Below are 26,327 nucleotides of genomic sequence, written 5' to 3'. Positions count from 1 at the left end.
GCTCGATCGCGCCGCGAAAGGGACGACCTCAATGAGCGACGGCAAGCTTCGGGATTATCTCAAGCGGGTCACGACCGACCTGCAGCGAACGCGGCAGCGGCTGCGCGAGCTCGATGACCGCGAGCGTGAGCCCATTGCGATCGTCGCGATGAGCTGTCGTTATCCCGGCGGCGTCACCTCTCCGGAGGACCTGTGGCGGCTGGTCGAATCCGGCGGGGAGGCCATCACCGAATTCCCCGCCGACCGGGGCTGGGACACCGAGCGGATTTACCATCCCGATCCGGATTCGGCTGGTACCACCTACGCCAGGGCGGGCGGTTTCCTGCACGACGCCGCCGATTTCGACCCCGATTTCTTCGGGCTGAATCCACGGGAGGCGCTGGCCACCGATCCGCAACAGCGCCTGCTTCTGGAGGCCACCTGGGAGGCGTTCGAGCGGGCAGGCATCCCGCCCGCAGATCTGCGCGGCAGCCGGACCGGCGTGTTCACCGGCATCATGTACAACGACTACGGCGCCCGGTTCACCAGCGCACCTGCCGGGCTGGAGGGCTACCTCGGCAACGGCAGCGCGCCGAGCATCGCGTCCGGGCGAGTGGCCTACACGTTCGGTCTCGAAGGCCCTGCGGTCACCATCGACACGGCGTGCTCCTCGTCGCTGGTCGCCATGCACTGGGCGATGCAGGCCCTGCGTCGAGGCGAGTGCACGCTGGCGTTGGCGGGCGGGGTCACGGTGATGTCGACGCCGAACACCTTCGTGGAGTTCAGCCGACAGCGCGGTCTGGCCGCCGACGGCCGGTGCAAACCGTTCTCGGCGTCGGCAGACGGCACCGGCTGGGCAGAGGGCATCGGTCTGGTGTTGTTGGAGCGACTCTCCGACGCCCGGCGCAACGGGCACGAGGTGCTCGCGGTGCTCCGGGGCTCGGCGATCAATCAGGACGGCGCCAGCAGCAGGCTCACCGCGCCCAACGGTCCCGCCCAGCAGCGGGTGATCCGGCAGGCGCTGGCCGATGCCGGCCTCGCGGCGTCCGATGTGGATGCCGTGGAGGCGCACGGCACGGGTACCACGCTGGGTGATCCGATCGAGGCGCAGGCGCTGCTGGCCACCTACGGTCAGGACCGTCCAGCGGACCGGCCGCTGTGGCTCGGCGCGCTGAAGTCCAACATCGGGCACACCCAGGCCGCTGCCGGCGTCGGCGGGGTGATCAAGATGGTGCAGTCCCTGCGCCACGGCCTGCTGCCCAAGAGCCTGCACGCGGACCAGCCCACCACCTCGGTGGATTGGACGGCGGGCGCGGTGCGCCTGCTCGCCGAACCGGTGGACTGGCCTGTTTCGGACCGGCCGCGCAGGGCAGGGATCTCCTCGTTCGGCGTCAGCGGCACGAATGCGCACGTCATCGTCGAGCAGGCCCCAAAACCGGACCCTGCCGAGCCGGACCCGGTCGAATCGGATCAGGCCGAGCCGGGTCAGGCCGCGTCGGATCAGGTCGAGGCCGCCCGGCCCGAGATCGTGCCCTGGCTTCTCTCCGGACGCACCGGGCAGGCGTTGCACGAGCAGGCCGAGCGGCTGCTCGCGCTGCTGGAGCAGCGTCCCGATCTGCCCACGGTGGATGTCGGACAGGCGCTGGCCACCACCCGCACCCACTTCGACGACCGCGCGGTGGTGCTGGGCACCGATCGTGCGGAGCTGCTCGGCGGGCTGCGCGCGCTCGCGGACGGAACCGGTTCGGCGCAGCTGGTGCGCGGCCCGGCAGGCACCGGCAGGCTCGCGTTCCTGTTCTCCGGTCAGGGCTCCCAGCGCCCGGGGATGGGCCTGGAGCTGTACCGGTCGTACCCGGTGTTCGCCCGGGCCTTCGACGAGGTGTGCACGCATCTCGACCCCGAGCTGCCGCAGCCGTTGCGCGAGGTGGTCTTCGCGTCGCAGAACAGCCCCGAGGCCGCTCTTCTCGACCGCACCGTCTTCACTCAGGCCGCGCTGTTCGCGGTGGAGGTGGCCGCCTACCGGCTGGTCGAGTCCTGGGGCGTGCGCCCCCGCTACCTGGTCGGTCACTCCATCGGCGAGCTGGTCGCGGCGCATCTGGCCGGGGCGTTCTCGCTGCCGGACGCCTGCAGGCTGGTGGGCGCGCGCGGCAGACTGATGCAGGCCCTGCCCACGGGCGGGGCGATGGTGGCAATCGCGGCCACCGAGGACGAGGTGACCCCGCTGCTGACCGAGCAGACGGGAATCGCCGCGATCAACGGGCCTGCCTCCGTGGTGGTCTCTGGTGCGGAGGAGGCGGTCGCCGCCCTGGCGGCGGAGTTCGTCGAGCGCGGCCGCAAGACCAGGCGGCTGGCCGTGTCGCACGCGTTCCACTCGCCGCTGATGGACGAGATGCTCGGCGAGTTCGAGCAGGTCGCGCGGACCGTGACCTACCGGCGGCCCCGGCTGGCCGTGGTGTCCAACGTGACCGGCGTGCAGGCCAAGATCAAGGAACTGACCTCGCCCGACTACTGGGTGCGGCACGTGCGCGCGGCCGTCCGCTTCCGCGACGGCATCGCCTTCCTCCGAGGGAAGAGCGTCACCCGTTTCCTGGAGATCGGGCCCGGCGGCACGCTCACCGCGATGGTGCAGGACTGCCTCGACGGTGCCGAGGACATCGTGGCGACCCCGCTGCTGCGTGGCGACCGACCGGAACCTCGGGCGGTCACCGAGGCGCTGGCCCGCCTGCACTGCCACGGCGCCGAGATCGGCTGGCCGCTGGTGTTCGACGGCACCGCGTCGCCGCGCGTGGACCTGCCCACCTATCCGTTCCAGCGCAGGCGCTTCTGGCTCGATGCTCCGGTCGTCGCCGAGAACCCCGAGGCCATGGGCCTGGCCGCCGCAGCGCATCCGCTGCTCGCCGGGGCGATCGCGCTCGCCGACTCGGACGGGAGTCTGCTCACCGGGCAGCTGTCCGTGCGCAGCCACCCCTGGCTGACCGAGCACCGCGTCGCCGGGGCGGTCGTGTTGCCGGGGACCGCGTTGGTCGAGCTCGCCCTGCACGCGGGGGACCGGGCGGGCTGCCCCCGGGTGGAGGAACTGACCCTCCAGGCGCCGCTGACGCTGCCCGAGGAGGGCGCGGTGCGGCTCCAGGTCGTGGTGGGCGCACCGGACGGCTCGGCCGCCCGTTCCCTGCGCATCTACTCGCGACCCTCGTCCGAGGCCGAGGATGAACCGTGGACACTGCACGCGCACGGCCTGCTGGGCAGCGCGGCGGAACCGGCGGATTTCCCGGCTGCCGAGTGGCCGCCTGCGGGTGCGGCCGAGGTGGACCTCGATCCGGAGTCCTTCTACGACCGGCTGGCCGAGGTCGGTCTGGAGTACGGACCGGTGTTTCGCGGCCTGCGCGCGGTGTGGACCTCCGGTGACGACGTCTTCGTCGAGGTCGCGCTGCCCGAGGGGGCGACCGGCGAGTTCGCGCTGCACCCGGCGCTGCTCGACGCCGCCTTGCACGCGGCAGGCCATACCGGGGTGGGCGGCGGCGGTGCCGTACTGCCGTTCTCCTGGACGGGGGTGACGCTGCACGCCACGGGCGCAACCGTGCTGCGGGTACGGCTGCGGCGGAGCGGCGAGGAATCGATCTCGCTGGCCGTGGCCGACGGCACCGGTGAACCGGTTGCCGAGGTCGACTCCCTCTCGCTGCGCCCGCAGGCGGCCGAGCAGCTCGCGCCTGCGCCCGGGGTGGTCCGCAACTCCCTGTTCCGGTGCGGCTGGACCCCGCTGCCCACCAAGGCGGTCGCCTCCGCCGAGCGGTGGGCGCTGCTCGTCGATTCCCCGGTGCGGTCCGCACTCTCCGACCACGTGGCGGCGCTGGAGGTGCTGGCGCCCGATGCGGCGGCCGAGGGGCAGGCGCCCGACGGTCCGGCTCCCGAGGTGCTCGTCTTGGACCTGGCCGCAGCGGTGCCCTCCGAGGGGGATCTCGCCGCGACGGCACACGCACGTACCCTGCGGGCGCTGACCGCCGTGCAGGACTGGCTCGGGCAGGAGCGGTTCGTCGACACCCGACTGGTGGTCCTCGGTCGCGGCGCGGTGGACTGCGGCGGCGCACCGCTTGATCCGGCCTCGGCTGCGGCCTGGGGGCTGGTGCGCTCGGCGCAGTCGGAGCATCCCGGTCGGATCGTGCTGATCGACATCGACGAGGACGAGAGCTCGGTGCGTGTCCTGCCCGCCCTGCTCACCTCGGGCGAGCCGGAGCTGGCGGTCCGATCGGGCGCGATCTTCGTGCCTCGGCTGGTGCGGGCCGTCAAGGACGAGCGGCCTGCCCCGGCCGCGGAGTTCGGCCCCGAGGGCACCGTGCTGGTGACCGGCGCGACCGGTGCACTGGGCGGTCTGCTCGCCCGCCACCTGGTTCGCGTCCACGGCGTTCGCAGACTGCTCCTGCTGAGCCGCCGGGGCGCGCAGGCCCCGGGGGCCGTCGAACTGTGTGCGGAACTCGCGGAGCTGGGTGCGCATGCCGAGTTGGTGGCCGCCGATGCGGCGGACCGCGCGGCGCTGGCCGCAGCACTCGACACGATCCCTTCGGAGCACCCGTTGCGCGGGGTGGTGCACGTGGCGGGGGTGTTGGACGACGGCGTCGTCGGCTCCCAGACCGCGCCGAGAGTGGCAGCGGTGCTGCGCGCGAAGGTGGACGCCGCAGTCAACCTGCACGAACTGACCTCAGGCCGGGACCTGTCCGCCTTCGTGTTGTTCTCCTCGGCCGCCGGGGTCTTCGGCGGGCCGGGTCAGTCCGGTTACGCGGCCGCGAACTCCTTCCTCGATGCCTTCGCCGGGTTCCGAGCAGCCGCCGGTCTTCCCACCCTCGCACTGGCCTGGGGCATGTGGGCCGAGACCAGTGCGATGACGGCGAACCTCGGGGAGACCGATCTGCATCGCGCCGCCAGAGGCGGCGTGCTCCCGCTGTCCACCGAGGACGGTCTGACGCTGTTCGACGCGGCCTGCGCCGGATCAGGGGGCGCGCTGGTGCCCGTCCGGCTGGACCTGGCGACGCTGCGCGGCCACGGCGAGGCGGTCCCCACCGTGTTGCGCGACCGGGTGCAGGCCACCCGGCGGCGGATCGTCGCAGCCGGTGCCGCAGCGGGCGCCGCACCGCTTGCCGCGCGATTGGCGGGTCTGACCGAGGCCGAACGGGACCGGGTGCTGACCGACCTGGTCCGGGCGAAGATCGCGGAGGTGCTCGGGCACGATTCGGCCGCCTCGGTCGAGGTGTCCCGCGCCTTCCGTGATCTCGGGTTCGACTCGCTCACCTCGATCGAACTGCGCAACCGGCTGACCTCGGAAACCGGTGTCCGACTGCCCGCGACGCTGGTGTTCGACCACCCGACCCCGGCCGCGCTGGTGGAACTGCTCCACACCGAACTCGCGGGTCTGCGCCCGGTCGACACCGCCCCTGCGGTCCTCGCCGCACCGGACGAACCGATTGCGATCGTGGCGATGAGCTGCCGCTACCCGGGTGGGGTCGCCTCGCCGGAAGACCTGTGGCGGTTGGTGGCCGAGGGACGCGACGGGATCACCGGATTCCCGGTGAACCGGGGATGGGACCTGGACCGGCTCTACAACGCCGATCCGGACGTCGCGGGCACCAGCTACGCCCGCGAGGGCGGTTTCCTCCACGATGCGGACCGGTTCGACGCGGCGTTCTTCGGGCTCAGTCCCCGGGAGGCGCTGACGGTCGATCCGCAGCAGCGACTGCTGCTGGAGGCCTCGTGGGAGCTGTTTGAACGCGCCGGAATCGACCCGGAGAGCCTGCGCGGCACCGCGACCGGCGTGTTCGCGGGCATGATGCACCACGACTACGCAGCCCGGCTGCACGAGGTCCCGGAGGAGTTCGAGGGTTACCTCGGCAGCGGCAGCGCGGGCAGCATCGCCTCCGGTCGGGTCGCCTATCTGTTCGGGCTGGAGGGTCCGGCGGTGACGATCGACACGGCGTGTTCGTCGTCGCTGGTGGCGATGCATCTGGCGGCGCAGTCGCTGCGCTCCGGCGAGTGCTCGATGGCGCTGGCAGGCGGCGTGACGGTGATGTCCTCGCCGATGCCCTTCGTGGAGTTCAGCAGGCAGCGCGGGCTGGCCGCCGACGGCCGGTGCAAGCCGTTCGCCGAGGCGGCGGACGGCACCGGCTGGTCGGAGGGCGTCGGTCTGGTGCTGCTGGAGCGGCTCTCGGACGCCAAGGCCAAGGGACACCGCGTGCTCGCCGTGCTGCGCGGCTCCTCGGTGAACCAGGACGGCGCGTCGAACGGACTGACGGCGCCGAACGGTCCGGCGCAGCAGCGGGTGATTCGGCGTGCGTTGGCGGATGCGGGTCTTGTCGCGTCGGAGGTGGACGCGGTGGAGGCGCACGGGACGGGCACGACCTTGGGTGACCCGATCGAGGCGCAGGCGTTGTTGGCCACCTACGGTCGGGATCGTCTGCCGGATCGGCCGTTGTGGCTTGGTTCGTTGAAGTCGAACATCGGTCATTCCCAGGCTGCGGCCGGGGTCGGCGGCGTCATCAAGATGGTGCAGGCGATGCGCCACGGTGTGCTGCCCAAGACCTTGCATGTGGATGCGCCGTCCTCGCATGTGGACTGGGATGCGGGTGCGGTGCGGTTGTTGACCGAGCAGGTCCAGTGGCCTGCGGTGGACCGGCCCCGGCGGGTCGGGGTGTCCTCCTTCGGAATCTCCGGCACCAACGCGCACATCGTCCTGGAACAGGCACCGGAGGAACCGTCCGCCGGGGCGGCGTCCCCGGGGCTGCCGGTGCCTGCGGCGTCGCTGCCGGTGGTGCCGTGGGTGGTCTCGGCGCGGTCGCCGGAGGCGCTGCGGGCCCAGGCCGCGCGGCTGCTGTCCTTTGCGGACGGAACTCCCGAGCTCGACCCGGCGGCCACCGCGTACTCGCTGGGTGTCTCCCGCTCGCTGCATTCCCATCGTGCGGTGGTGCTGGGTGCCGACCGGGCAGAGTTGCTCGCCGGTCTGGGTGTGCTCGCCGCAGGCGGTGCGGACCGGCGGGTGATCACCGGTACCGCAGGCGCAGGCTCCGGTCTGCTGGCGGTGCTGTTCTCGGGTCAGGGTGCGCAGCGGGTGGGGATGGGTCGTGAGTTGTACGGCGCGTTTCCGGTGTTCGCGGAGTCTTTTGATGCGGTGTGTGCCGGGTTCGATGGTGTGTTGCCGGGTGGGTTGGCGGAGGTGGTGTTCGGGGCGCCCGACTCCGAGTCTGAGTCTGAGTCCGGTTCTGGTTCTGGGTCGGGTTCTGAGTTGGATCGGACGGTGTTTGCGCAGGCGGGTTTGTTCGCGTTTGAGGTGGCGCTGTTTCGGCTGGTGGAGTCCTGGGGTGTTCGTCCGGATGCGGTGACGGGGCATTCGCTGGGTGAGATCACTGCTGCGCACCTTGCCGGGGTGTTCTCGTTGTCGGATGCCTGTCGGCTGGTCGCCGCCAGGGGTCGGTTGATGCAGGCGTTGCCCGAGGGCGGGGCGATGGTGGCTGTCGCGGCGTCCGAGGACGAGGTTCGGCCCCTGTTGTCGGATGTGGTGGGCATCGCGGCGGTCAACGGCCCGGGCTCGGTGGTGGTGTCCGGTGTCGAGGACGCGGTGTCGACGGTGGCGGCGCACTTCTCCGGTCTGGGTCGCAAGGTTCGCAGGCTTGCGGTGTCGCACGCCTTCCACTCGCATCTGATGGATCCGATGCTCGCCGAGTTCGCGGAGGTGGCGGAGTCGGTGGTGTACCGGGCTGCCGGGCTGCCCGTGGTGTCTCTGGTCTCGGGAGAGGTGGCGGGGGAGGAGATTTCGACCGCCGAGTACTGGGTTCGGCATGTGCGGGAGCCGGTCCGGTTCGCCGACGGCGTCGCCGCCTTACGCCGTACCGGCGTGACCCGGTTCCTGGAGCTGGGCCCACAGGCCGTGCTCACTCCCTCGGTCGGGGAGATCGTCGCCGAATCGGCGGCGGTGGCCGCCTCGCGCCGGGATCGGCCCGAGGTCGAGACCCTGCTGGCCGCCCTGGCCACCCTGCACACCACCGGCATTCCGTTGGACTGGGACGCATTGCTGCCCGGTGCCCACCGGATCGACCTGCCCACCTATGCGTTCCAACACCAGCGCTACTGGCTGGACGCGACCTCGGACGGCGGCGACCCGGCCTCGCTGGGACTGGAGAGAACCGACCACCCGCTGCTCGGCGCCGCGATCTGGCTGGCAGACTCCGACCGCCTGGTACTCACCGGGCGGCTGTCCACCCGCACCCACCCATGGCTGGCCGACCACGTCGTCTCCGGGGTCCCGGTGCTCCCCGGCTCGGCCCTGGTCGAACTGGCGATCCGGGCCGGTGACCAGGCGGGCTGCCCGCAGCTGCGCGAACTCACCCTGCACGCCCCGCTCGTGCTGCCCGATGCCGAGGTCGTGCAGTTGCAGGTGGTGCTCGGCGCGGCAGGCGAGAACGGCGACCGCGAGCTACAGATCTATGCCCGTCCCGGTGCGGACGAGCAGCCCTGGACCAGCCACGCCACGGGTGTACTGGCGCCGGAGGGCCCGACCGAGGAGTTCACCCTCGCCCCGTGGCCGCCTGCCGGCGCCGAACAGATCGACCTGACCGGCGGCTATGCGGAGCTGGCCGAGGCAGGACTGGACTACGGCCCGGCATTCCGAGGCCTACGCGCTGCCTGGCGACACGGCGAGGACGTGTACGCCGAGGTCGCACTGGACACCGAGATCGTTGCCGACACAGGCCGGTTCGGGTTGCACCCCGCCTTGCTGGACGCGGCCCTGCACGCCGCAGGCCATACCCCGCTCGCCGCCGCGACCGACCGCGCGCTGCTTCCGTTCGCCTGGTCCGGGGTCACCCTGCACGCCGCGCACGCGGCCGCCCTGCGGGTACGACTGCGGCCCCGGGGTACTGATTCCCTGTCGCTCGTGCTCGCCGACGAGGACGGTCACCCGGTCGCCACCGTGCGGGATCTCGTGCTGCGCCCGATCTCCTCGGAGCCGGGCAGTTCGACCTCGGCGATTGCGCGCACCGCCCTCTTCCACCTCGACTGGACGCCGTTAGAGCTCCCGACGGGTATCGGACGGACCCACCGGGCCGTGCTCGGCGGCGAGCCGGCACTCGCCGAGGCACTGCGGGCCGAGACCTGTGCCGACCTCGCCTCGGCCGCCGAGATCGCACCCGAGGTGCTGCTCGCGCCGAGCCCGGCCGACTGCCTCGGTGCGCTCGCCCTCGTCCAGGACTGGCTTGCCGAGGAACGCCTCGCCGACTCCCGCCTGGTCATCATGACCGCCGACGCGACCGGCGACACACCGGAGCCGGACGCGGCGGCGATCTGGGGCCTGGTGCGCTCGGCCCAGACCGAGCACCCCGGACGCTTCGTGCTGCTCGACACCGACGACCGCATCGCCGCCGCCACGGTGCTGGACGCCCTGCTCGCCACCGGTGAACCGCAACTTGCCGTGCGGCAGGGCCGGGTCAGCGCCCCGCGCGTCCGGCGAGCACCGGCACAGACCGGCACACCGGAGTTCGGGTCCGGCACCGTGTTGGTAACCGGGGGGACCGGTGCGCTCGGCTCGCTGGTCGCACGACATCTCGTCCTCGCCCACGGGGTGCGCGACCTGGTCCTGGTCGGCAGACGCGGACCGGCCGCCCCCGGCGCCGAGGACCTCCGCGCCGAACTCGCCACGTCGGGCGCCCGAGTGGCGGTCGTGGCCTGCGACGTCTCGGACCGCACTGCGCTCGCCGCGCTGCTTACGGACCTGCCTGCGGACCGGCCGCTGACCGGCGTCGTACACGCCGCCGGAGTCCTGGACGACGCCACCATCACCACGCTCACCGCCGAGGGCCTCGATCACGTGTTGCGTGGCAAAGCCCTGGCCGCACGGCACCTGCACGAGTTGACCGAAGGGCTCGACCTCTCCGCATTCGTCCTGTTCTCCTCGGCCGCCGGGATGCTGGGCACGCCCGGCCAGGCCAACTATGCCGCCGCCAACGCCTACCTGGACGCGCTCGCCCTACAGCGACGTGCGCAGGGCCTGCCCGCTCAGTCCCTCGCCTGGGGACTCTGGGCGGAGACCGGGGAGCTGACCGGCGGACTCGTCGAGCGGGACCGCAGCCGCCTGACCCGTGGCGGGGTCCGCGCGCTGTCGGCCGCCGAGGGACTCGCGCTCTTCGACGCCGCGCTCGGCCGGGATGAACCGGTGCTGCTACCGGTCCGGCTCGACATCGCGGCGCTGACCGCGTCCGGCGCACCGCCACATCCGCTGCTGCGCGATCTCGTCCGATCCAGGCGGCGGCACGCGGTCCGCGCCGCAGGTTCGGGGCCTGCGGCCGAACTGGCCGGGCTGCCTGCGGCCGAACGACGGGACGCCCTGCTCGAACTCGTCCGCGCCCAGGCCGCCGCCGTGCTCGGACACGCCTCGTCGGTGGCCGTCGTGCCCGACGAGTCCTTCGCAGACCTCGGATTCGACTCCTTGACCGCCGTCGAGCTGCGCAATGCGCTGACCGGAGTCACCGGACTGGCGCTCCCCGCGACCCTGGTGTTCGACTATCCGTCGCCGCAGGCCCTTGCGGAGTTCTTGGACGTCGGACTGACCGGTGTGGCAACCGCCGCCGCGCCCGTCGCGGCCTCCGTGCGGGCGAACGACGACCCGATCGCCATCGTGGCGATGAGCTGCCGCTACCCGGGTGGTGTGCAGTCCCCGGAGGACCTGTGGCGGCTGGTCGTCGAGGGCGGCGACGGCATCACCGGGTTCCCCGAGGATCGGGGCTGGGACCTCGATCGCCTCGTCGACCCCGAGCGGACCCGACCCGGCACGAGCTACGTGCGTGACGGCGGGTTCCTGCACGATGCGGCCGGTTTCGACGCCGGCTTCTTCGGTATCTCGCCGCGCGAGGCGCTGGCGATGGACCCGCAGCAGCGGCTGCTGCTCGAGTCCTGTTGGGAGGTCCTCGAACGCGCGGGCATCGAGCCCGCGAGTCTGCGCGGCAGCGCGACCGGCGTGTTCACCGGCGTCATGTACCACGACTACGGCGCACAGGTCGCCGCCGCAGCTCAGGACACTGACGGACATGTCGGCACCGGCGCGGCGGGCAGCGTCGTATCGGGTCGGGTCGCCTACGCCCTCGGGCTCGAGGGTGCGGCCGTGTCCATCGACACCGCCTGTTCCTCCTCGCTGGTCGCGATGCACCTGGCCGCCCAGGCGCTGCGCTCCGGGGAGTGCGATCTCGCGATGGCCGGTGGCGTGACCGTGATGTCCACGCCGACCGCGTTCGTGGAGTTCAGCAGGCAGCGCGGGCTGGCACCGGACGGCCGGTGCAAGCCGTTCGCCGAGGCCGCGGACGGCACCGGTTGGTCTGAGGGCGTCGGGATGGTGCTGCTGGAACGGATGTCGGACGCCCGACGCAACGGACATCGGGTGCTGGCGGTGGTGCGGGGTTCGGCCGTGAACCAGGACGGCGCGTCGAACGGGTTGACCGCGCCGAACGGTCCCTCGCAACAGCGGGTGATCCGCCGGGCGCTGGCCGACGCCGGACTGACACCCTCCGATGTGGACGTTGTCGAGGCGCACGGCACCGGGACCACGCTGGGAGATCCGATCGAGGCGCAGGCCCTGCTGGCGACCTACGGTCAGGACCGCCCCGCCGACCGGCCGCTGTGGCTCGGTTCGCTGAAGTCGAACATCGGACACACCCAGGCTGCCGCAGGTGTCGGCGGCGTGATCAAGATGGTGCAGGCGATGCAGCACGGTGTGCTGCCGAGGACCTTGCACGTCGACGAGCCGTCCTCGCAGGTGGACTGGGACTCGGGCTCGGTCCGGCTGCTCACCGAGCAGGTGGTGTGGCCGGACGGCGACGGGCCTCGGCGGGCCGGGGTGTCCTCGTTCGGCTTCAGCGGCACGAACGCGCACGTGGTCATCGAGGAGGGCCCGCTCACGCCGCACCCGGAACGCTCCGAGTCGACCGAGCTGCCCGTCCTGCCCTGGGTGCTCTCGGCTCGATCGCCGGCGGCCTTGGCCGCGCAGGCTGCCCGACTGTCCTCCTTCGTGACCGACCGGCCTGAACTCGGCCTTGCCGATCTCGGCTACTCACTCGGCGCCAGCCGCACGGCCCATTCCCATCGTGCGGCGGTACTGGGCGCCGATCGGGCGGAGCTGTTGGCGGGTCTGGACGTCCTCGCGACGGGCGGACTGGATCGGCGGGTGGTCACGGGCATCGCCACGCCGGGCCGGCTGGCCGTGCTGTTCTCGGGTCAGGGTGCGCAGCGGGTGGGGATGGGTCGGGAGTTGTACGGCGCGTTTCCGGTGTTCGCGGAGTCGTTTGATGCGGTGTGTGCCGGGTTCGATGGTCTGTTGCCGGGCAGGTTGGCGGCGGTGGTGTTCGCCGACGGTGCGTCCGGGTCCGGGGCCGAATTGGATCGGACGGTATATGCGCAGGCTGGGTTGTTCGCGTTCGAGGTGGCGTTGTTTCGGCTGGTGGAGTCCTGGGGTGTTCGTCCGGATGCGGTGACGGGGCATTCGCTGGGTGAGATCACTGCTGCGCACCTTGCCGGGGTGTTCTCGCTGGAGGATGCGTGTCGGCTGGTCGCCGGCAGGGGCGGGTTGATGCAGGCGTTGCCCGAGGGTGGGGCGATGGTGGCTGTGGCGGCGTCCGAGGACGAGGTGCGGTTGCGGCTGACCGAGGGCACGGCCCTCGCGGCGGTCAACGGTCCGGAAGCCGTGGTGGTCTCCGGAGTCGAGGACGAGGTCTCCGCCGTGGAGCGGCACTTCTCCGGTCTCGGTCGCCGGACGCGCAGGCTGGCGGTCTCGCACGCCTTCCACTCGCACCTGATGGATCCGATGCTCGCCGAGTTCGCCGAGGTCGCGGAGTCGGTGGCGTACCGGGCTGCCCGGCTGCCCGTGGTGTCGCTGGTCTCGGGAGAGGTGGCGGGGGAGGAGATCTCGACCGCCGAGTACTGGGTTCGGCATGTGCGGGAGCCGGTCCGGTTCGCCGACGGCGTCGCCGCCTTACGCCGTACCGGCGTGACCCGGTTCCTGGAGCTGGGCCCACAGGCCGTGCTCACGCCGATGGTCACCGCTGCTGAGACGGCGGGGACGGCGACGGCCGGGCTGGCAACGGCGGCGACGGCGACGACGGCGGTGGCGGCATTGCGCCGAGACCGCCCCGAGCCGGAAGCCCTGATGTCCGCCGTGGCCACCTTGCACCTCGCAGGTGCCGTCCCGGACTGGGCGGCGCTCTTCCCCGGTGCCCGGCAGGTGGACCTGCCCACCTACGCCTTCCAACACCAGCGCTACTGGCTGGACGGGCCTGCCGCCAACGGCGACCCCGCCACCATGGGCCTGGCCGCAGCGGACCACCCGATGCTCAGCGCCTCGCTCGCCCTACCGGGCTCCGGCGGTGTCGTGCTCGCAGGCAGGCTCTCCACCCGGACACATCCCTGGCTGGCCGAGCACACCGTCGACGGCACCGCGTTGGTCCCCGGCACCGCCTTCGTGGAACTCGCCATCCGCGCCGGTGACCACATCGGCGCCCCGCATCTCACGGAACTCACCCTGCACACGCCGCTCGTCCTCGACGGGCAACGCGGGGTCCGGATTCAGCTGGCCGTCGACGCACCGGATGCCGACGGACAGCACTCGGTGACGGTGTTCTCGCTGCCCGACGGCGCCGAGGACTGGACTGCCCACGCCACCGGAGCGCTCCGTGCCACCCGCGAACCCGAGGCCGAGACCTGGGCACAGTGGCCGCCCGCCGGAGCAGAACCGGTCGAACCGGCCGACCTCTACGAACGGTTCGACGATGCGGGCCTCGGTTACGGCCCCGCCTTCCGAGGCCTGCACTCGGTATGGCGACACGGGGACGCCGTCTACGCCGAAGCCGCCCTGCCCGACACCGTGGCGGGCGAGGCCGCAGGCTACGGAATCCACCCCGCGCTGCTGGACGCCGCGCTGCACGCGATCGGCTTCACCGGCGTCGGAACGGACAGCGGGACCGCGCTACTGCCGTTCGTCTGGAAGGGCGTCTCGCTACACGCGGCAGGCGCGCGGGCCGTGCGGCTGCGGCTGCGGAACCTCGGCGGCGACTCCGTCGAGCTGCTGATCGCCGACGGCGCGGGCCGGGTCGTCGTCTCGGTGGCGGAACTCCTGCTCCGGCCGAGGCACACCACGGGGCAGACCGCGCCGAGCAACCCCCTGTTCCACCTGGAGTGGACCTTGCTCAGCGCGGGCGCCGACGTCGCGTCCGAGGAGTCCGCCGACGCGGACTTCGTGGTCGCCGACGCCGCCCACGCCGCCCTCACCCGCATCCAGGACTGGCTGGGCGAAGAACGCTCGGCGGACCGCAGGCTGGTGCTGTCCACCCGCGACGCGGTCGGCTGCGCCGGAACCGTGCCGGATCCGGTGCCCGCCGCCGTCTGGGGACTGGTGCGCTCGGCTCAATCCGAGCACCCCGGCCGGATCGTGCTGATCGACAGCGACGGGTCGACCGCCTCGGAGGCGGCGGTGGTCGCCGCCCTGAACTCCGGTGAACCACAGATCGCCCTCCGTGGCGGAGCCGCCTACGTCCCTCGACTGGTCCGCGCGGCCCCCGTCGCCGACGCCGTCCCCGCAGGCGCCTTCGGTGCGGACGGGACGGTGCTGATCACCGGCGGTACCGGTGCGCTGGGTATCGAGATCGCGCGACACCTGGTGACCGCGTACGGGGTCCGCGACCTGTTGCTGCTCAGCCGCCGGGGCACCGGCGCGGAGGCGCTGGTCGCCGAACTCGCGGAACTGGGCGCCAGGACTGAGATCGCGGCCTGTGATGTGGCGGACCGAGCGGCACTGGCCGATGTGCTGGCGCGGATCCCCGCCGACCGGCCGTTGCGGGCCGTGGTGCACGCGGCGGGGGTGCTCGAGGACGGCACCCTCCTCTCGCAGACCGTCGCGGGCCTCGACCGGGTCCTTCGGCCGAAGATCGTCGCCGCTCGGCACCTGCACGAATTGACCGCCGAACTCGGCCTCACCGCCTTCGTGCTCTTCTCCTCGCTGGCAGGCGTGGTCGGCACCCCGGGACAGGCCAACTATGCGGCGGCGAACGCCGCACTCGACGCGCTGGCCGAGCAACGCCGCGCCGCCGGACTGCCCGCGCTGTCGCTGGACTGGGGGCTGTGGGCGGGATCAGGTGACCTCACCAGGGACCTGTCTGGCACCGACCGATCCCGGCTCGCCAGAGGCGGCGTCCGGGAACTGCCGGTCGCCGAAGGACTGGCACTGTTCGACGCCGCGCTCGCTGCGGGCGAACCGGTGACCATCCCGGCGAAGCTCGACCTGGCGGCACTGCGCAGCCGGAACGCAGGCGGTCAGGCCCTTCCCGCGCTCTGGCAGGTGCTGGTGCCGCCCACCCGGCGTGCCGCTGCGGAGTCGTCCGACGGTGGTCTGCGCGACCGGCTGACAGCGGTGCCGCGCGAGGAGCGGCAGGCCGCGTTGGTCGCCGTGGTGTGCGACCGGGTCGCGGTCGTGCTCGGGCACGCCTCGACTGCCTCGATCCGACCCGAGCAGGCCTTCACCGAGCTCGGGTTCGATTCCCTCACTGCGGTGGAACTGCGCAACCAGCTCATCGAGAACACCGGATTACGGTTGCCCGCCACCCTGGTCTACGACTACCCGACGCCCAGCGCACTGGCCGCCTACCTCGATGCCGAGCTCTTCGGCGCGCTCGAGCAGGTGACGGGCCCCGACCAGCCCACGCCTGCGCACGACGAGCCGATCGCGATCGTGGCGATGGGCTGCCGCTACCCGGGCGGGGCAGACACGCCGGACGACCTCTGGCGAATGGTTGCCGCCGGGACCGACGGCATCAGCGGGTTCCCCGCCGACCGAGGCTGGGACCTGGACGCCCTGTACGACCCGGAGCCGGGCAAGGCGGGCACCTGCTACGCCCGAGAGGGCGGCTTCCTGACCGATCCGGCCGGTTTCGACGCGAACTTCTTCGGCATCTCCCCGCGCGAGGCGCTGGCGATGGATCCGCAGCAGCGGCTCCTGTTGGAGACGAGTTGGGAGACCTTCGAACGCGCCGGGATCGATCCGCATTCGGTGCGCGGCAGCTCCATCGGGGTGTTTGCCGGACAGATGTACCACGACTACGGTGGCCGGTTGGCCGCCGCCGACGACGACTCGCAGGGTCACGAGGGCACCGGTGGGGCCGGGAGCGTGCTCTCGGGTCGGGTCGCCTATCTGTTCGGGCTGGAGGGCCCGGCGGTGACGATCGACACGGCGTGTTCGTCGTCGCTGGTGGCGATGCATCTGGCGGCGCAGTCGCTGCGCTCCGGCGAGTGCTCGATGGCGCTGGCAGGCGGCGTGACGGTGATGGCGACGCCCGGTGCCTTCGTGACGTTCAGCAGGCAGCGGGGGCTGGCACCCGACGGCCGCTGCAAGCCCTTCGCCGAGGCCGCCGACGGTACCGGTTGGTCCGAAGGCGTGGGCATGGTGTTGCTGGAGCGGTTGTCGGACGCCCGGCGCAACGGACATCAGGTGTTGGCCCTGGTGCGCGGCTCCGCAGTGAACCAGGACGGCGCGTCGAACGGGTTGACCGCGCCGAACGGTCCCGCCCAGCAGCGCGTCATCCGCGCGGCGCTCGCCGCCGCCGACCTCGCACCGACCGAGGTGGACGTCGTGGAGGCGCATGGCACCGGCACCAGGCTGGGTGATCCGATCGAGGCGCAGGCCTTGTTGGCGACTTATGGTCGGGGCCGGTCCGTCGAGCGGCCGTTGTGGTTGGGTTCGGTGAAGTCGAATCTCGGGCACACGCAGGCTGCGGCGGGCATTGCCGGTGTGATCAAGATGGTGCAGGCGATGCGGCACGGGGTGTTGCCGAAGACGCTGCACGTGGACGCCCCCTCCTCGCATGTGGACTGGGATTCGGGTGCGGTCCGGCTGCTGACCGAATCGGTGCCGTGGGAGAGCGACGACCGGCCTCGGCGAGCCGGGGTGTCCTCCTTCGGCATCAGCGGCACCAACGCACACGTGTTGTTGGAGCAGGGCCCGGACACAGCCGGGGCGGCGGAGCCGTCAACGGTGCCCGTGGTGCCGTGGGCGGTCTCGGCGCGCTCCTCGGCGGCATTGTCGGCGCAGGCGGCCCGCCTGCTGTCCTTCGCGGAGCGCCATCCCGAGCTCGACCTGGCGGACGTCGGCTATTCGTTGGGTGTCTCGCGCGCGGAGTTGGAGCATCGTGCGGTGGTGGTGGCTGCCGATCGGGTGGGTGTGGTGGCGGGTCTGCGTGCGGTGGTGGCTGGGGAGAGGCATCCGTCGGTGTCGTCGGGTGTGGCTGGGCGGGGAAGTGGCTTGGCCGTTCTGTTCTCGGGTCAGGGTGCGCAGTGGGTGGGGATGGGTCGTGGGTTGTATGGCGCGTTTCCGGTTTTTGCGGGTTCTTTTGATGCGGTGTGTGCCGCTTTTGATGGGTTGTTGCCGGGTGTGTTGAGTGAGGTGGTGTTCGAGGGCTCGGATTCCGATTCCGATTCTGGTGCTGGTTCTGTGTTGGATCGGACGGTGTTTGCGCAGGCTGGATTGTTTGCGTTTGAGGTGGCGCTGTTCCGTTTGGTGGAGTCGTGGGGTGTTCGTCCGGATGTGGTGACGGGGCATTCGCTGGGTGAGATCACTGCTGCGTATGTCGCGGGGGTGTTCTCGCTGGAGGATGCGTGTCGTCTGGTGGCGGCGCGGGGTCGGTTGATGCAGGCGTTGCCCGCTGGTGGGGTGATGGTGGCCATCGGGGCGGCGGAGGACGAGGTTCGTCCGGTGCTGTCGGGTGTGGTGGATGTCGCGGCGGTGAATGGTCCTCGGTCGGTGGTGGTGTCGGGTGCCGAGGATGCGGTCGCGGTGGTGGAGCGGCATTTCGCGGGTCTGGGTTGTCGGACTCGTCGTTTGGTGGTGTCGCATGCGTTTCACTCGCCGTTGATGGAGCCGATGTCGGCTGATTTCGCGGCGGTGGTGGAGTCGGTGGATTATCGGCCTGCGGCGCTTCCCCTGGTGTCATTGGTGTCGGGTGAGATGGCGGAGGAGGAGGTCTCGACCCCCGAGTATTGGGTGCGGCATGTTCGGGAGTGTGTTCGCTTCGCCGACGGCATCCAGACGGTGCACCGAACCGGAGTCACCCGATTCCTCGAACTGGGCCCACAGGCAGTGCTCACCTCGATGATCGGCGAGATCGTCGAGGACGCCACGGCCGTGCCCGCCCAACGCAAGGACCGGCCCGAGGCCGAAACGCTGCTGGCCGCCGTGGCCGCCCTGCACACCACCGGCACCCCGCTGGACTGGGCCGCACTGCTCCCCGGCGCCCGACAGATCGACCTGCCCACCTACGCCTTCCAACACGAGCGGTTCTGGCCGGAGTCGGGACTGGACGCAGCCGATGTCACCGCTGCGGGTCTGGCCTCGACGGAGCATCCATTGCTGGGTGCCGTGGTCACCATGGCAGGCACCGACGGTCTGGTGTTCACCGGGCGGATCTCGACCCGGACGCACCCCTGGCTGGCCGATCATGTCGTGCACGGTGCGGTGATCCTGCCGGGCACCGCCTTGGTCGAGCTCGCCGTCCATGCCGGGGATCACGTCGGCGCCCCGCACCTGGCGGAGCTCACGTTGCACACCCCGCTCACTCTCACCCGACACGACACCCGACTACAGGTCGTCGTCGGCGAACCAGCGGAGCAGGGCCGCCCGATCACCGTCTTCTCCTGCACCGAGGGACAGGACTGGATTCAGCACGCCGCCGGCATCCTGACCGCGCAGCAACAGGTTCCCGCGACGGTGGACCCGGTCTGGCCGCCGACGGGGTCCGAGCCGATCGACGTCACCGGGCTCTACGACCGGCTTTCCGGCGCGGGGCTGGCCTACGGCCCTGCCTTCCAGGGCCTCACCGCCGCGTGGCGCCGGGGCGAGGACGTGTTCGCCGAGGTCCGGCTTTCCGAGGATCAACGAGCCCAGGCCCGTCGGTACGGCCTGCATCCCGCGCTGCTCGATGCGGCCCTGCACGCGGTCTCGCTGACCGGGCTCGGCGCGGAGGGCGGGCAACCACTCGTGCCGTTCTCGCTCTCGCGTGCCGCGCTGCACGCCGCAGGCGCCACCACCCTGCGCGTCCGAGTGCGGCCCCGCTCCGCCGACACCGCCGCCCTGAGCGTCGAGGACCCGGCCGGGAACCCGGTGTTCTCGGCGGATTCGCTGGTGCTGCGGCCGTTCACTGCCGCGCCTGCCAGACCCGGTGCGAACTCGCTGTACCGGCTGTCCTGGATCGAACATCCGGTGGCCGAGACGGCCTCGGCGGCGCGGTGGTCGGTGGTCGGCGACGCAGACCTCACCGAGGCGCTGCGCAACAGTGTCGCCGGTCTCGACACCCCTGCCGACCTCGCCGCGCTCATAGATCGACTCGACACCGAACCCGCACCGGACGTCGTCGTGCTCGCGTACCGCGCCGCATCCTGGGACGGCGAGGCCGCCGCCGCCCGAATCCGCGCCAGCACCGCCAACACGCTGCACGTGTTGCAGACCTGGCTGGCCGACGACCGCTTGGCCGACTCGCGATTGATCCTGCTCACCAGCGGGGCGGTCGACACCGACAGCACGCCGGACCACGGTGACCCGCAGGACTGCATCGACCTCTGCGGCGCGGCTGCCTGGGGCTTGGCCCGCTCGGCCCAGTCGGAGAACCCCGGCCGCTTCGTGCTGATCGACACCGACGATCTCACCGCATCCGCCGATGTGCTCGCGGCCGCCGTCGCCTCCGGGGAACCGCAGGTGGCGGTGCGGGCGGGCCGCGTTCTGATCCCGAGGCTGACCCAGGCCGCACCTGATCCGGAACCCGTTGCGCGTTTCGGACCGGAGGGAACCGTGGTCGTCACCGGGGCCACCGGTGCGCTGGGTGCGCTGGTCAGCAGACATCTGGTCCGGGCCAACGGCGTCCGGCATCTGCTGCTGCTCAGCCGCCGAGGCATCGAGGCACCGGGTGCCGTCGAGCTGCTGGACGAGCTGACCGCGCTCGGCGCACAGGCAAGGATCGTCGCCTGCGATGCGGCGGACCGGGCGGCCCTTGCCGCGACGCTGCGGGAGATTCCGGCGGAACACCCGGTGCGGGGCGTGGTGCACGCGGCCGGGGTGGTGAACGACGGCGTGCTGCATTCGCTCGATGCCGACCGGATCGACCGGGTGATGCGGCCCAAGATCGACGCCGCGATCAACCTGCACGAGCTGACCGAGTCGGCGGAGTTGTCCGCCTTCGTGCTGTTCTCCTCCTTTGCCGGGCTGGTCGGCACCCCGGGGCAGGGCAACTACGCGGCGGCGAACGCCTGTCTGGACGCCCTCGCCCAGCATCGGCGCGGCGTCGGCCGGACCGCGCATTCGCTTGCCTGGGGGCTCTGGGACCAGGAGAGCGAGTTGGCGGGCGTCGCGTCTTCGGCGAGGTTGGGTCGGGGCGGGGTGTCGGCGTTGTCCGCGGAGGAGGGGCTTGCGCTGTTCGACGCCTCGGTCTCCGGTCGGGACTGCCTGCTCGTACCGGTCAAGCTCGTCCCGACCGCCCTGCGTGCGCAAGGCTCCTCGCTGCCCGGCATCCTGCGCGGTCTGGTGCCGGCAGGCCGCCGCACCGCAGCGCTCACCGGCGCAGCGGACGCGGGCGGCCTGCGCCAACGGCTTGCCGGGCTGTCCGCCGCCGATCGGCGGCGTGCCCTGCTCGCACTGGTGCGCGCGCAGGTGGCCTCGGTACTCGGCCACGGTTCAGCGGAATCGGTGCCCGCCGACCGGACCTTCGCGGAACTGGGCTTCGACTCGCTGATCGCCCTCGAGCTGCGCAACGGCCTCGCCGAGGCGACGGGGCTGCGACTGCCCGCGACCCTGATCTTCGATCACCCGACCCCGGAACGGCTGGCCGAACTGGTGGACGGCGAGCTGTTCGTCGGCGCGGCACCTCTCGACGACCTCGCCCCGACCGGTCGCAGCCAACCCGATGGCGACGACGAGCCGATCGCCATCGTCGCCATGGCCTGCCGCTATCCGGGCGGGGTCGACTCGCCGGAACAGCTCTGGCAGCTGCTTGCCGAGGGGCGCGACGGCATCGCCGAGTTCCCCGCCGACCGAGGCTGGGACCTCGACGCGCTCTACGATCCCGACCCCGGCACACCCGGCAAGTGCTACACCCGCAGCGGTGGCTTCCTGGACGACGTCGGCGGCTTCGACGAGGGCTTCTTCGGCATCTCCCCGCGCGAGGCGCTGGCGATGGATCCGCAACAGCGGTTGCTGCTGGAGACCTCCTGGGAGGCGATCGAGCGGGCGGGCATCGATCCGGCCGCACTGCGCGGCAGCCCGACCGGGGTGTTCGCAGGCGTCATGTACCAGGACTACGGGGCCCTGCTCTCCGGCGGCGGGGACGATGCGGAAGGGCATGTCAGCGTCGGCGCGGCCGGGAGCATCGTCTCCGGCCGGGTGGCCTACGCACTCGGGCTGGAGGGGCCTGCCGTCTCGATCGACACCGCCTGCTCCTCCTCACTGGTGGCGCTGCACTGGGCCCGCCAGGCACTTCGGCAGGGCGAGTGCTCGCTGGCCCTGGTCGGCGGGGTCACCGTGATGGCCACCCCCACCGTGTTCGTGGAGTTCAGCAGGCAGCGCGGCCTCGCTGCGGACGGCCGGTGCAAACCCTTCGCCGATGCCGCCGACGGTACGAGTTGGTCCGAGGGCGTCGGTGTGCTGTTGGTGGAGCGGTTGTCCGATGCACGGCGCAACGGGCACCCGGTGCTCGCCGTGCTGCGGGGCTCGGCGGTGAACTCCGACGGCGCGTCGAACGGATTGACCGCACCGAACGGCCCCTCACAGCAGCGGGTGATCCGCCGCGCGGTGGCCGACGCGGGGCTGGCGCCGTCCGATGTGGACGCAGTGGATGCGCACGGCACCGGGACCACCCTCGGCGACCCGATCGAGGCGCAGGCGCTGCTCGCCACCTACGGCAGGGATCGATCCGTCGAGCAGCCGCTGTGGCTGGGCTCGGTCAAGTCGAATCTGGGGCACACCCAGGCGGCGGCCGGAGTGGCCAGCGTGATCAAGATGGTGCAGGCGATGCGGCACGGCGTGCTGCCCAGGACACTGCACGTCGATGCGCCCTCGTCCCATGTGGACTGGGAGGCCGGTGCGGTTCGGCTGCTCACTGAGCCGGTGCCGTGGGCGGTCGGGGACCGTCCGCGACGGGCCGGGATCTCCTCCTTCGGCATCAGCGGCACCAACGCACATGTGATCATCGAGGAGGGGCCTGCCGACCTGCTTCCCGAACCGGCGGGCCAGGCCCCCGCCCTGGTGCCGTGGGTGCTCTCGGCGCGCTCGGCAGCCGCCCTGAGTGCCTACGCCGAACGGCTGCTGTCCTTCTCGGCGGAGAACCCCGAGGCCGATGTGGCTGCGGTGGGGCACGAGCTGGCCACCACCCGGTCGACCTTCGAGTACCGCGCCGTCGTTGCTAGCACCGGTCGGGAGCAACTGCTGACGGGGCTGCGCGCCCTGGCCACAGGCGAGGCCGAATCGCGCGCCGCGCACCGCCCCGGCGCGGTGGCCTTCGTCTTCCCCGGCCAGGGATCACAGTGGATCGGAATGGGCCGGGAACTGCTGGAGTCGTCCCCGGCGTTCGCCGCCAGGTTCGCCGAGTGCGCCGAAGAACTGGACCGCTGGGTGGACTGGTCGGTCTACGACGCGCTCGGTGATCAGGACCTGTTGGACCGGGTGGACGTGGTGCAGCCGGTGCTGTTCGCCATGCTGGTCTCCCTGGCCGCGGTCTGGGAGTCCTTCGGCCTGACACCGGATGCGGTGGTCGGCCACTCACAGGGCGAGATCGCCGCCGCCGTGGTCGCGGGCGCCCTGTCCTTGACCGATGGTGCCCGGGTGGTGTGCCTGCGATCCCGGTTGATCGCGGAGACCCTGGCCGGGCACGGCGGCATGTACTCGGTGGGCCTGCCTGCGGCCGAGGTCCGTGCTCGACTCGTCGAGTTCGGCGGCGGGGTGTCGGTGGCCGCGGTGAACGGTCCCCGCGCCGTGGTGGTGTCCGGCGACCCCGAGGCACTGGCCGCGTTCGCCGCGGAGTGCGAGGCGGACGGCATCCGGGCGAAGCGGATCCCGGTGGACTACGCCTCGCACTCGGCGCAGGTCGAGCGGATCGAGGCGGACCTGCTCACGGCCCTGGCCGACGTCGCGCCGCGCGGCAGCGGCATCGGGTTCTACTCCACCGTGACGGGCGGCCGGATCGACACCGCCGAGCTCGACGCCGGGTACTGGTATCGGAATCTGCGGGAGACCGTCCGCTTCGAATCCGCGATCGCCGCGCTGGCAGCCGAGGGATACACCGCCTTCGTGGAGGCCTCGCCACATCCGGTGCTGACCATGCCCGTGCACGACACGCTGGACACCGTCGAGGTCGAGGCACTGGTCGTCGGCACACTCCGCCGGGACGAGGGCGGACTCGCGCAGCTGTACGAGAGCCTCGCCCAGGCCTGGATCTACGGCAGGCGGATCGACTGGTCGGCCGCGTTCGCCGGGCACCGGTCTCGGCACGTCGAACTGCCCACCTATCCCTTCCGACACAGCCGCTACTGGCCCGAGGTGTCCCTCGGAACGGCAGGCGCAGGCGACCCAGGGTCGCTGGGCCTCGCCGACGCCGACCATCCGGTGCTGGGAGCGGCGGTGGACCTCGCCGAAGCCGACGGGGTGGTGTTGACCGGACGGCTGTCGGTGCCCGGCCAGCCCTGGCTGGCCGATCATACCGTCGACGGCGTCACCGTGGTGCCCGAGGCGCTGTGGACAGAACTGGCGCTACAGGCCGGGGGCCGGGTCGGTTTCGGCCACCTCGCCCAGCTCGACGTGCTGCTGCCGCTGCCGCTGTCTCACGACGCTGCCTTGCAGGTGCAGGTCGCCGTCGCCGCACCGGACGAGTCGGGGCACCGCCCGCTGACCGTCCACGCACGTCCGCACGAGGACGACGGGACCGGGCGGTGGACCCGTTACGCAGCAGGCCTGCTTGCCGAGGAATTCGCCGACCCCGGCACCGACCTTGGCAACTGGCCGCCGGACGCGGTCGAAGCCGACCCCGATGAGCTGCATCAGCGGATCGCCGACGGGGGCACTGCGCTCGGATCGCGGTTCGGCACCGTGCGTGCCCTCTGGCGCCGAGACACCGACCTGTTCGCCGAGATCGACCTTCCCGAGGAGGAGGACCCGGTCGCCGCCCGGTTCGGGCTGCATCCCGGTCTGCTCACCACCGCGCTGCTCATCGCCGACGACCAGAGCCGAGGCCTGGTCCCCACCGGCTGGACCGGGGTCCGGCTGTACTCGCCCGGCGCAGGCCGCATCCGGGTGCACCTCGGCGTGGCAGGCGAGGACCAGGTGTCGGTCACGGTTGCCGATCAGGACGGGAACCCGGTGCTGTCCGCGACGGCGGTCCGACTGCGTCCGCTCGACCGGAGCAGGCTCGGCGGTGACCGGACCGGGGCCGGGCCGCTCCTGGGACTGGCCTGGCAGCCGCTCCGGCTCACCGCCGCGCCCGAGAACGGCGCGGACCGGCCGTGGGCACTGCTGGACACCGGCGTCCCGGTGAGTGCGACCGCCCTGTCGGCCCGCCCGGTCGGTTCGCTCGCCGACCTGGGCGAGGTTCCTGCCGAGGTCGTGATCGCGCCGCTGGCGGGCGGCGACCCGCATACCGCAGTGCACGCGGCACTACGGCTGGTGCAGGACTGGCTGGCCGAGGACCGGTACGCCGACGCGCTGCTGGTCGTGCTCACCCGGCACGCGGTCAGCTGCGCGGGCGTGACGCCGGACCCCGGTGCGGCCGCGATCTGGGGGCTGCTGCGCACGGCGCAGTCGGAGAACCCCGGTCGCCTCCTGCTGGTCGACCTCGGGGACGACGGGACCGAGGCAGACGTCCTGCCCGGGGTGCTTGCCGCCGCCGAGCCACAGGTGGCGATCCGAGGCGGTGCGACCTTCGTGCCGAGGGCGGTCGAGCTGCCCGAATCGTCCGACGGTGGGGCAGTCGCCTTCGATCCCGCCTCCACCGTGCTCGTCACCGGTGGCACCGGAGTCCTCGGCGGGCTCGTCGCCCGACACCTGGTGCAGGTGCACGGGGTTCGACGCCTGGTGCTGAGCAGTCGCCGGGGTACCCGGGCACCCGGAGCCGATGAACTGGTGGCCGAACTCGCCGCGCTCGGCGCGCAGGCCGAGGTGGTGGCCTGCGACGCCGCCGACCGGGAGGAACTGGCCGCCCTGCTCGCCGAGATCCCCGACGAGTGGCCGTTGCGTGGTGTCGTTCACCTCGCCGGGGTGCTCGAGGACGGCGTGATCGGCTCGTTGACCACGGAATCCGTGGATCGCGTGCTGCGGCCCAAGGTGGACGCCGCGCGTCACCTCGACGAGCTCACCCGAGGGCTGGATCTCTCCGCGTTCGTGCTGTTCTCCTCGCTTGCGGGCACCCTCGGCACCCCGGGGCAGGGCAATTACGCGGCGGCCAACGCCTACCTGGACGCGCTGGCGCTGCGCCGACGCGCCGAGGGTCTGCCCGCATTGTCGATGGCCTGGGGTCTGTGGGCCGAGACGAGCGAGCTGACCGGCGGTCTGGACCACGCCGACCGTGCTCGGCTCGGCCGAGGCGGCGTGGTGGCCATGTCCTCGGAGACCGGGCTCGCCCTGTTCGACGCGGCGCTGGCCACCGGAGAGACGGTCACCCTGCCCGCCCAGTTCGACCGGGTCGCCCTGCGTGGGCAGGGCGATGCCGTTCCGGCCGTGCTCAGCGGGCTGCTTCCCGCCCGCCGGCGGTCCTCGACAGCCGCCAGGGCGGGTGCCGGGCTGCGCGACCGGCTCGCCGGAATGCTGCCCGCCCAGCGGAGACTGGAACTGCTGGAACTGGTCCGATCACAGGTCGCGCGGACCCTCGGGCACGCGGGCCCACAGGAGGTCGATCCGGCTCGCGCGTTCAAGGACTACGGATTCGACTCGCTGATGGCCCTGGACGTGCGCAACAGGCTGGCCGCTGCCACCGAGCTGCGCCTGCCCGGCTCCCTGCTGTTCGACCACCCGACCGCAGCGGATATGGCGGAATTCCTCCAGGCGCAGCTCGCCGATGCCGACGAGCAGCCCGGCGCCTCGATGAATGCCGAGCTGGACCGGTTGGACGCGGCGATCTCCGATCTCACCTCCGACGATGCGGCGCAGGCTGCGGTGAGCAGCCGACTGCGGGCCATGTTGTCCCGATTGGACGAGCTCAAGGCCGACCACGCGGGCGACTCGGTGACCGACCGGATCGGCGCAGCCAGCGACGACGAGATGTTCGACTTCATCGACAAGCAGTTCGGCACCTCGTGATCCGGCCCGACTACCCGGTTTC

At 71.9% G+C, this 26,327-nt stretch carries 1 protein-coding gene; it reads left to right on the top strand.

Annotation, left to right across the window (positions count from 1 at the left end; genetic code table 11):
• The first annotated feature begins 31 nt into the window (after window positions 1-31).
• Window positions 32-26,305, top strand: coding sequence for a type I polyketide synthase (locus tag UA74_RS16500; protein WP_157442263.1), 26,274 nt, complete (start codon window positions 32-34; stop codon window positions 26,303-26,305).
• The last annotated feature ends 22 nt before the right edge of the window (window positions 26,306-26,327 follow it).

Origin of the sequence: Actinoalloteichus fjordicus (assembly GCF_001941625.1) — a bacterium.
Lineage (GTDB): Bacteria > Actinomycetota > Actinomycetes > Mycobacteriales > Pseudonocardiaceae > Actinoalloteichus_A > Actinoalloteichus_A fjordicus.
Note: the sequence above shows the minus strand (reverse complement) of the source record. Positions and strands in the feature narration are given on the sequence as shown.

Excerpts from the sequence above, each read along its gene's own strand:
- UA74_RS16500 (WP_157442263.1), top strand. The coding sequence starts at position 32 with ATGAGCGACGGCAAGCTTCGGGATTATCTCAAGCGGGTCACGACCGAC.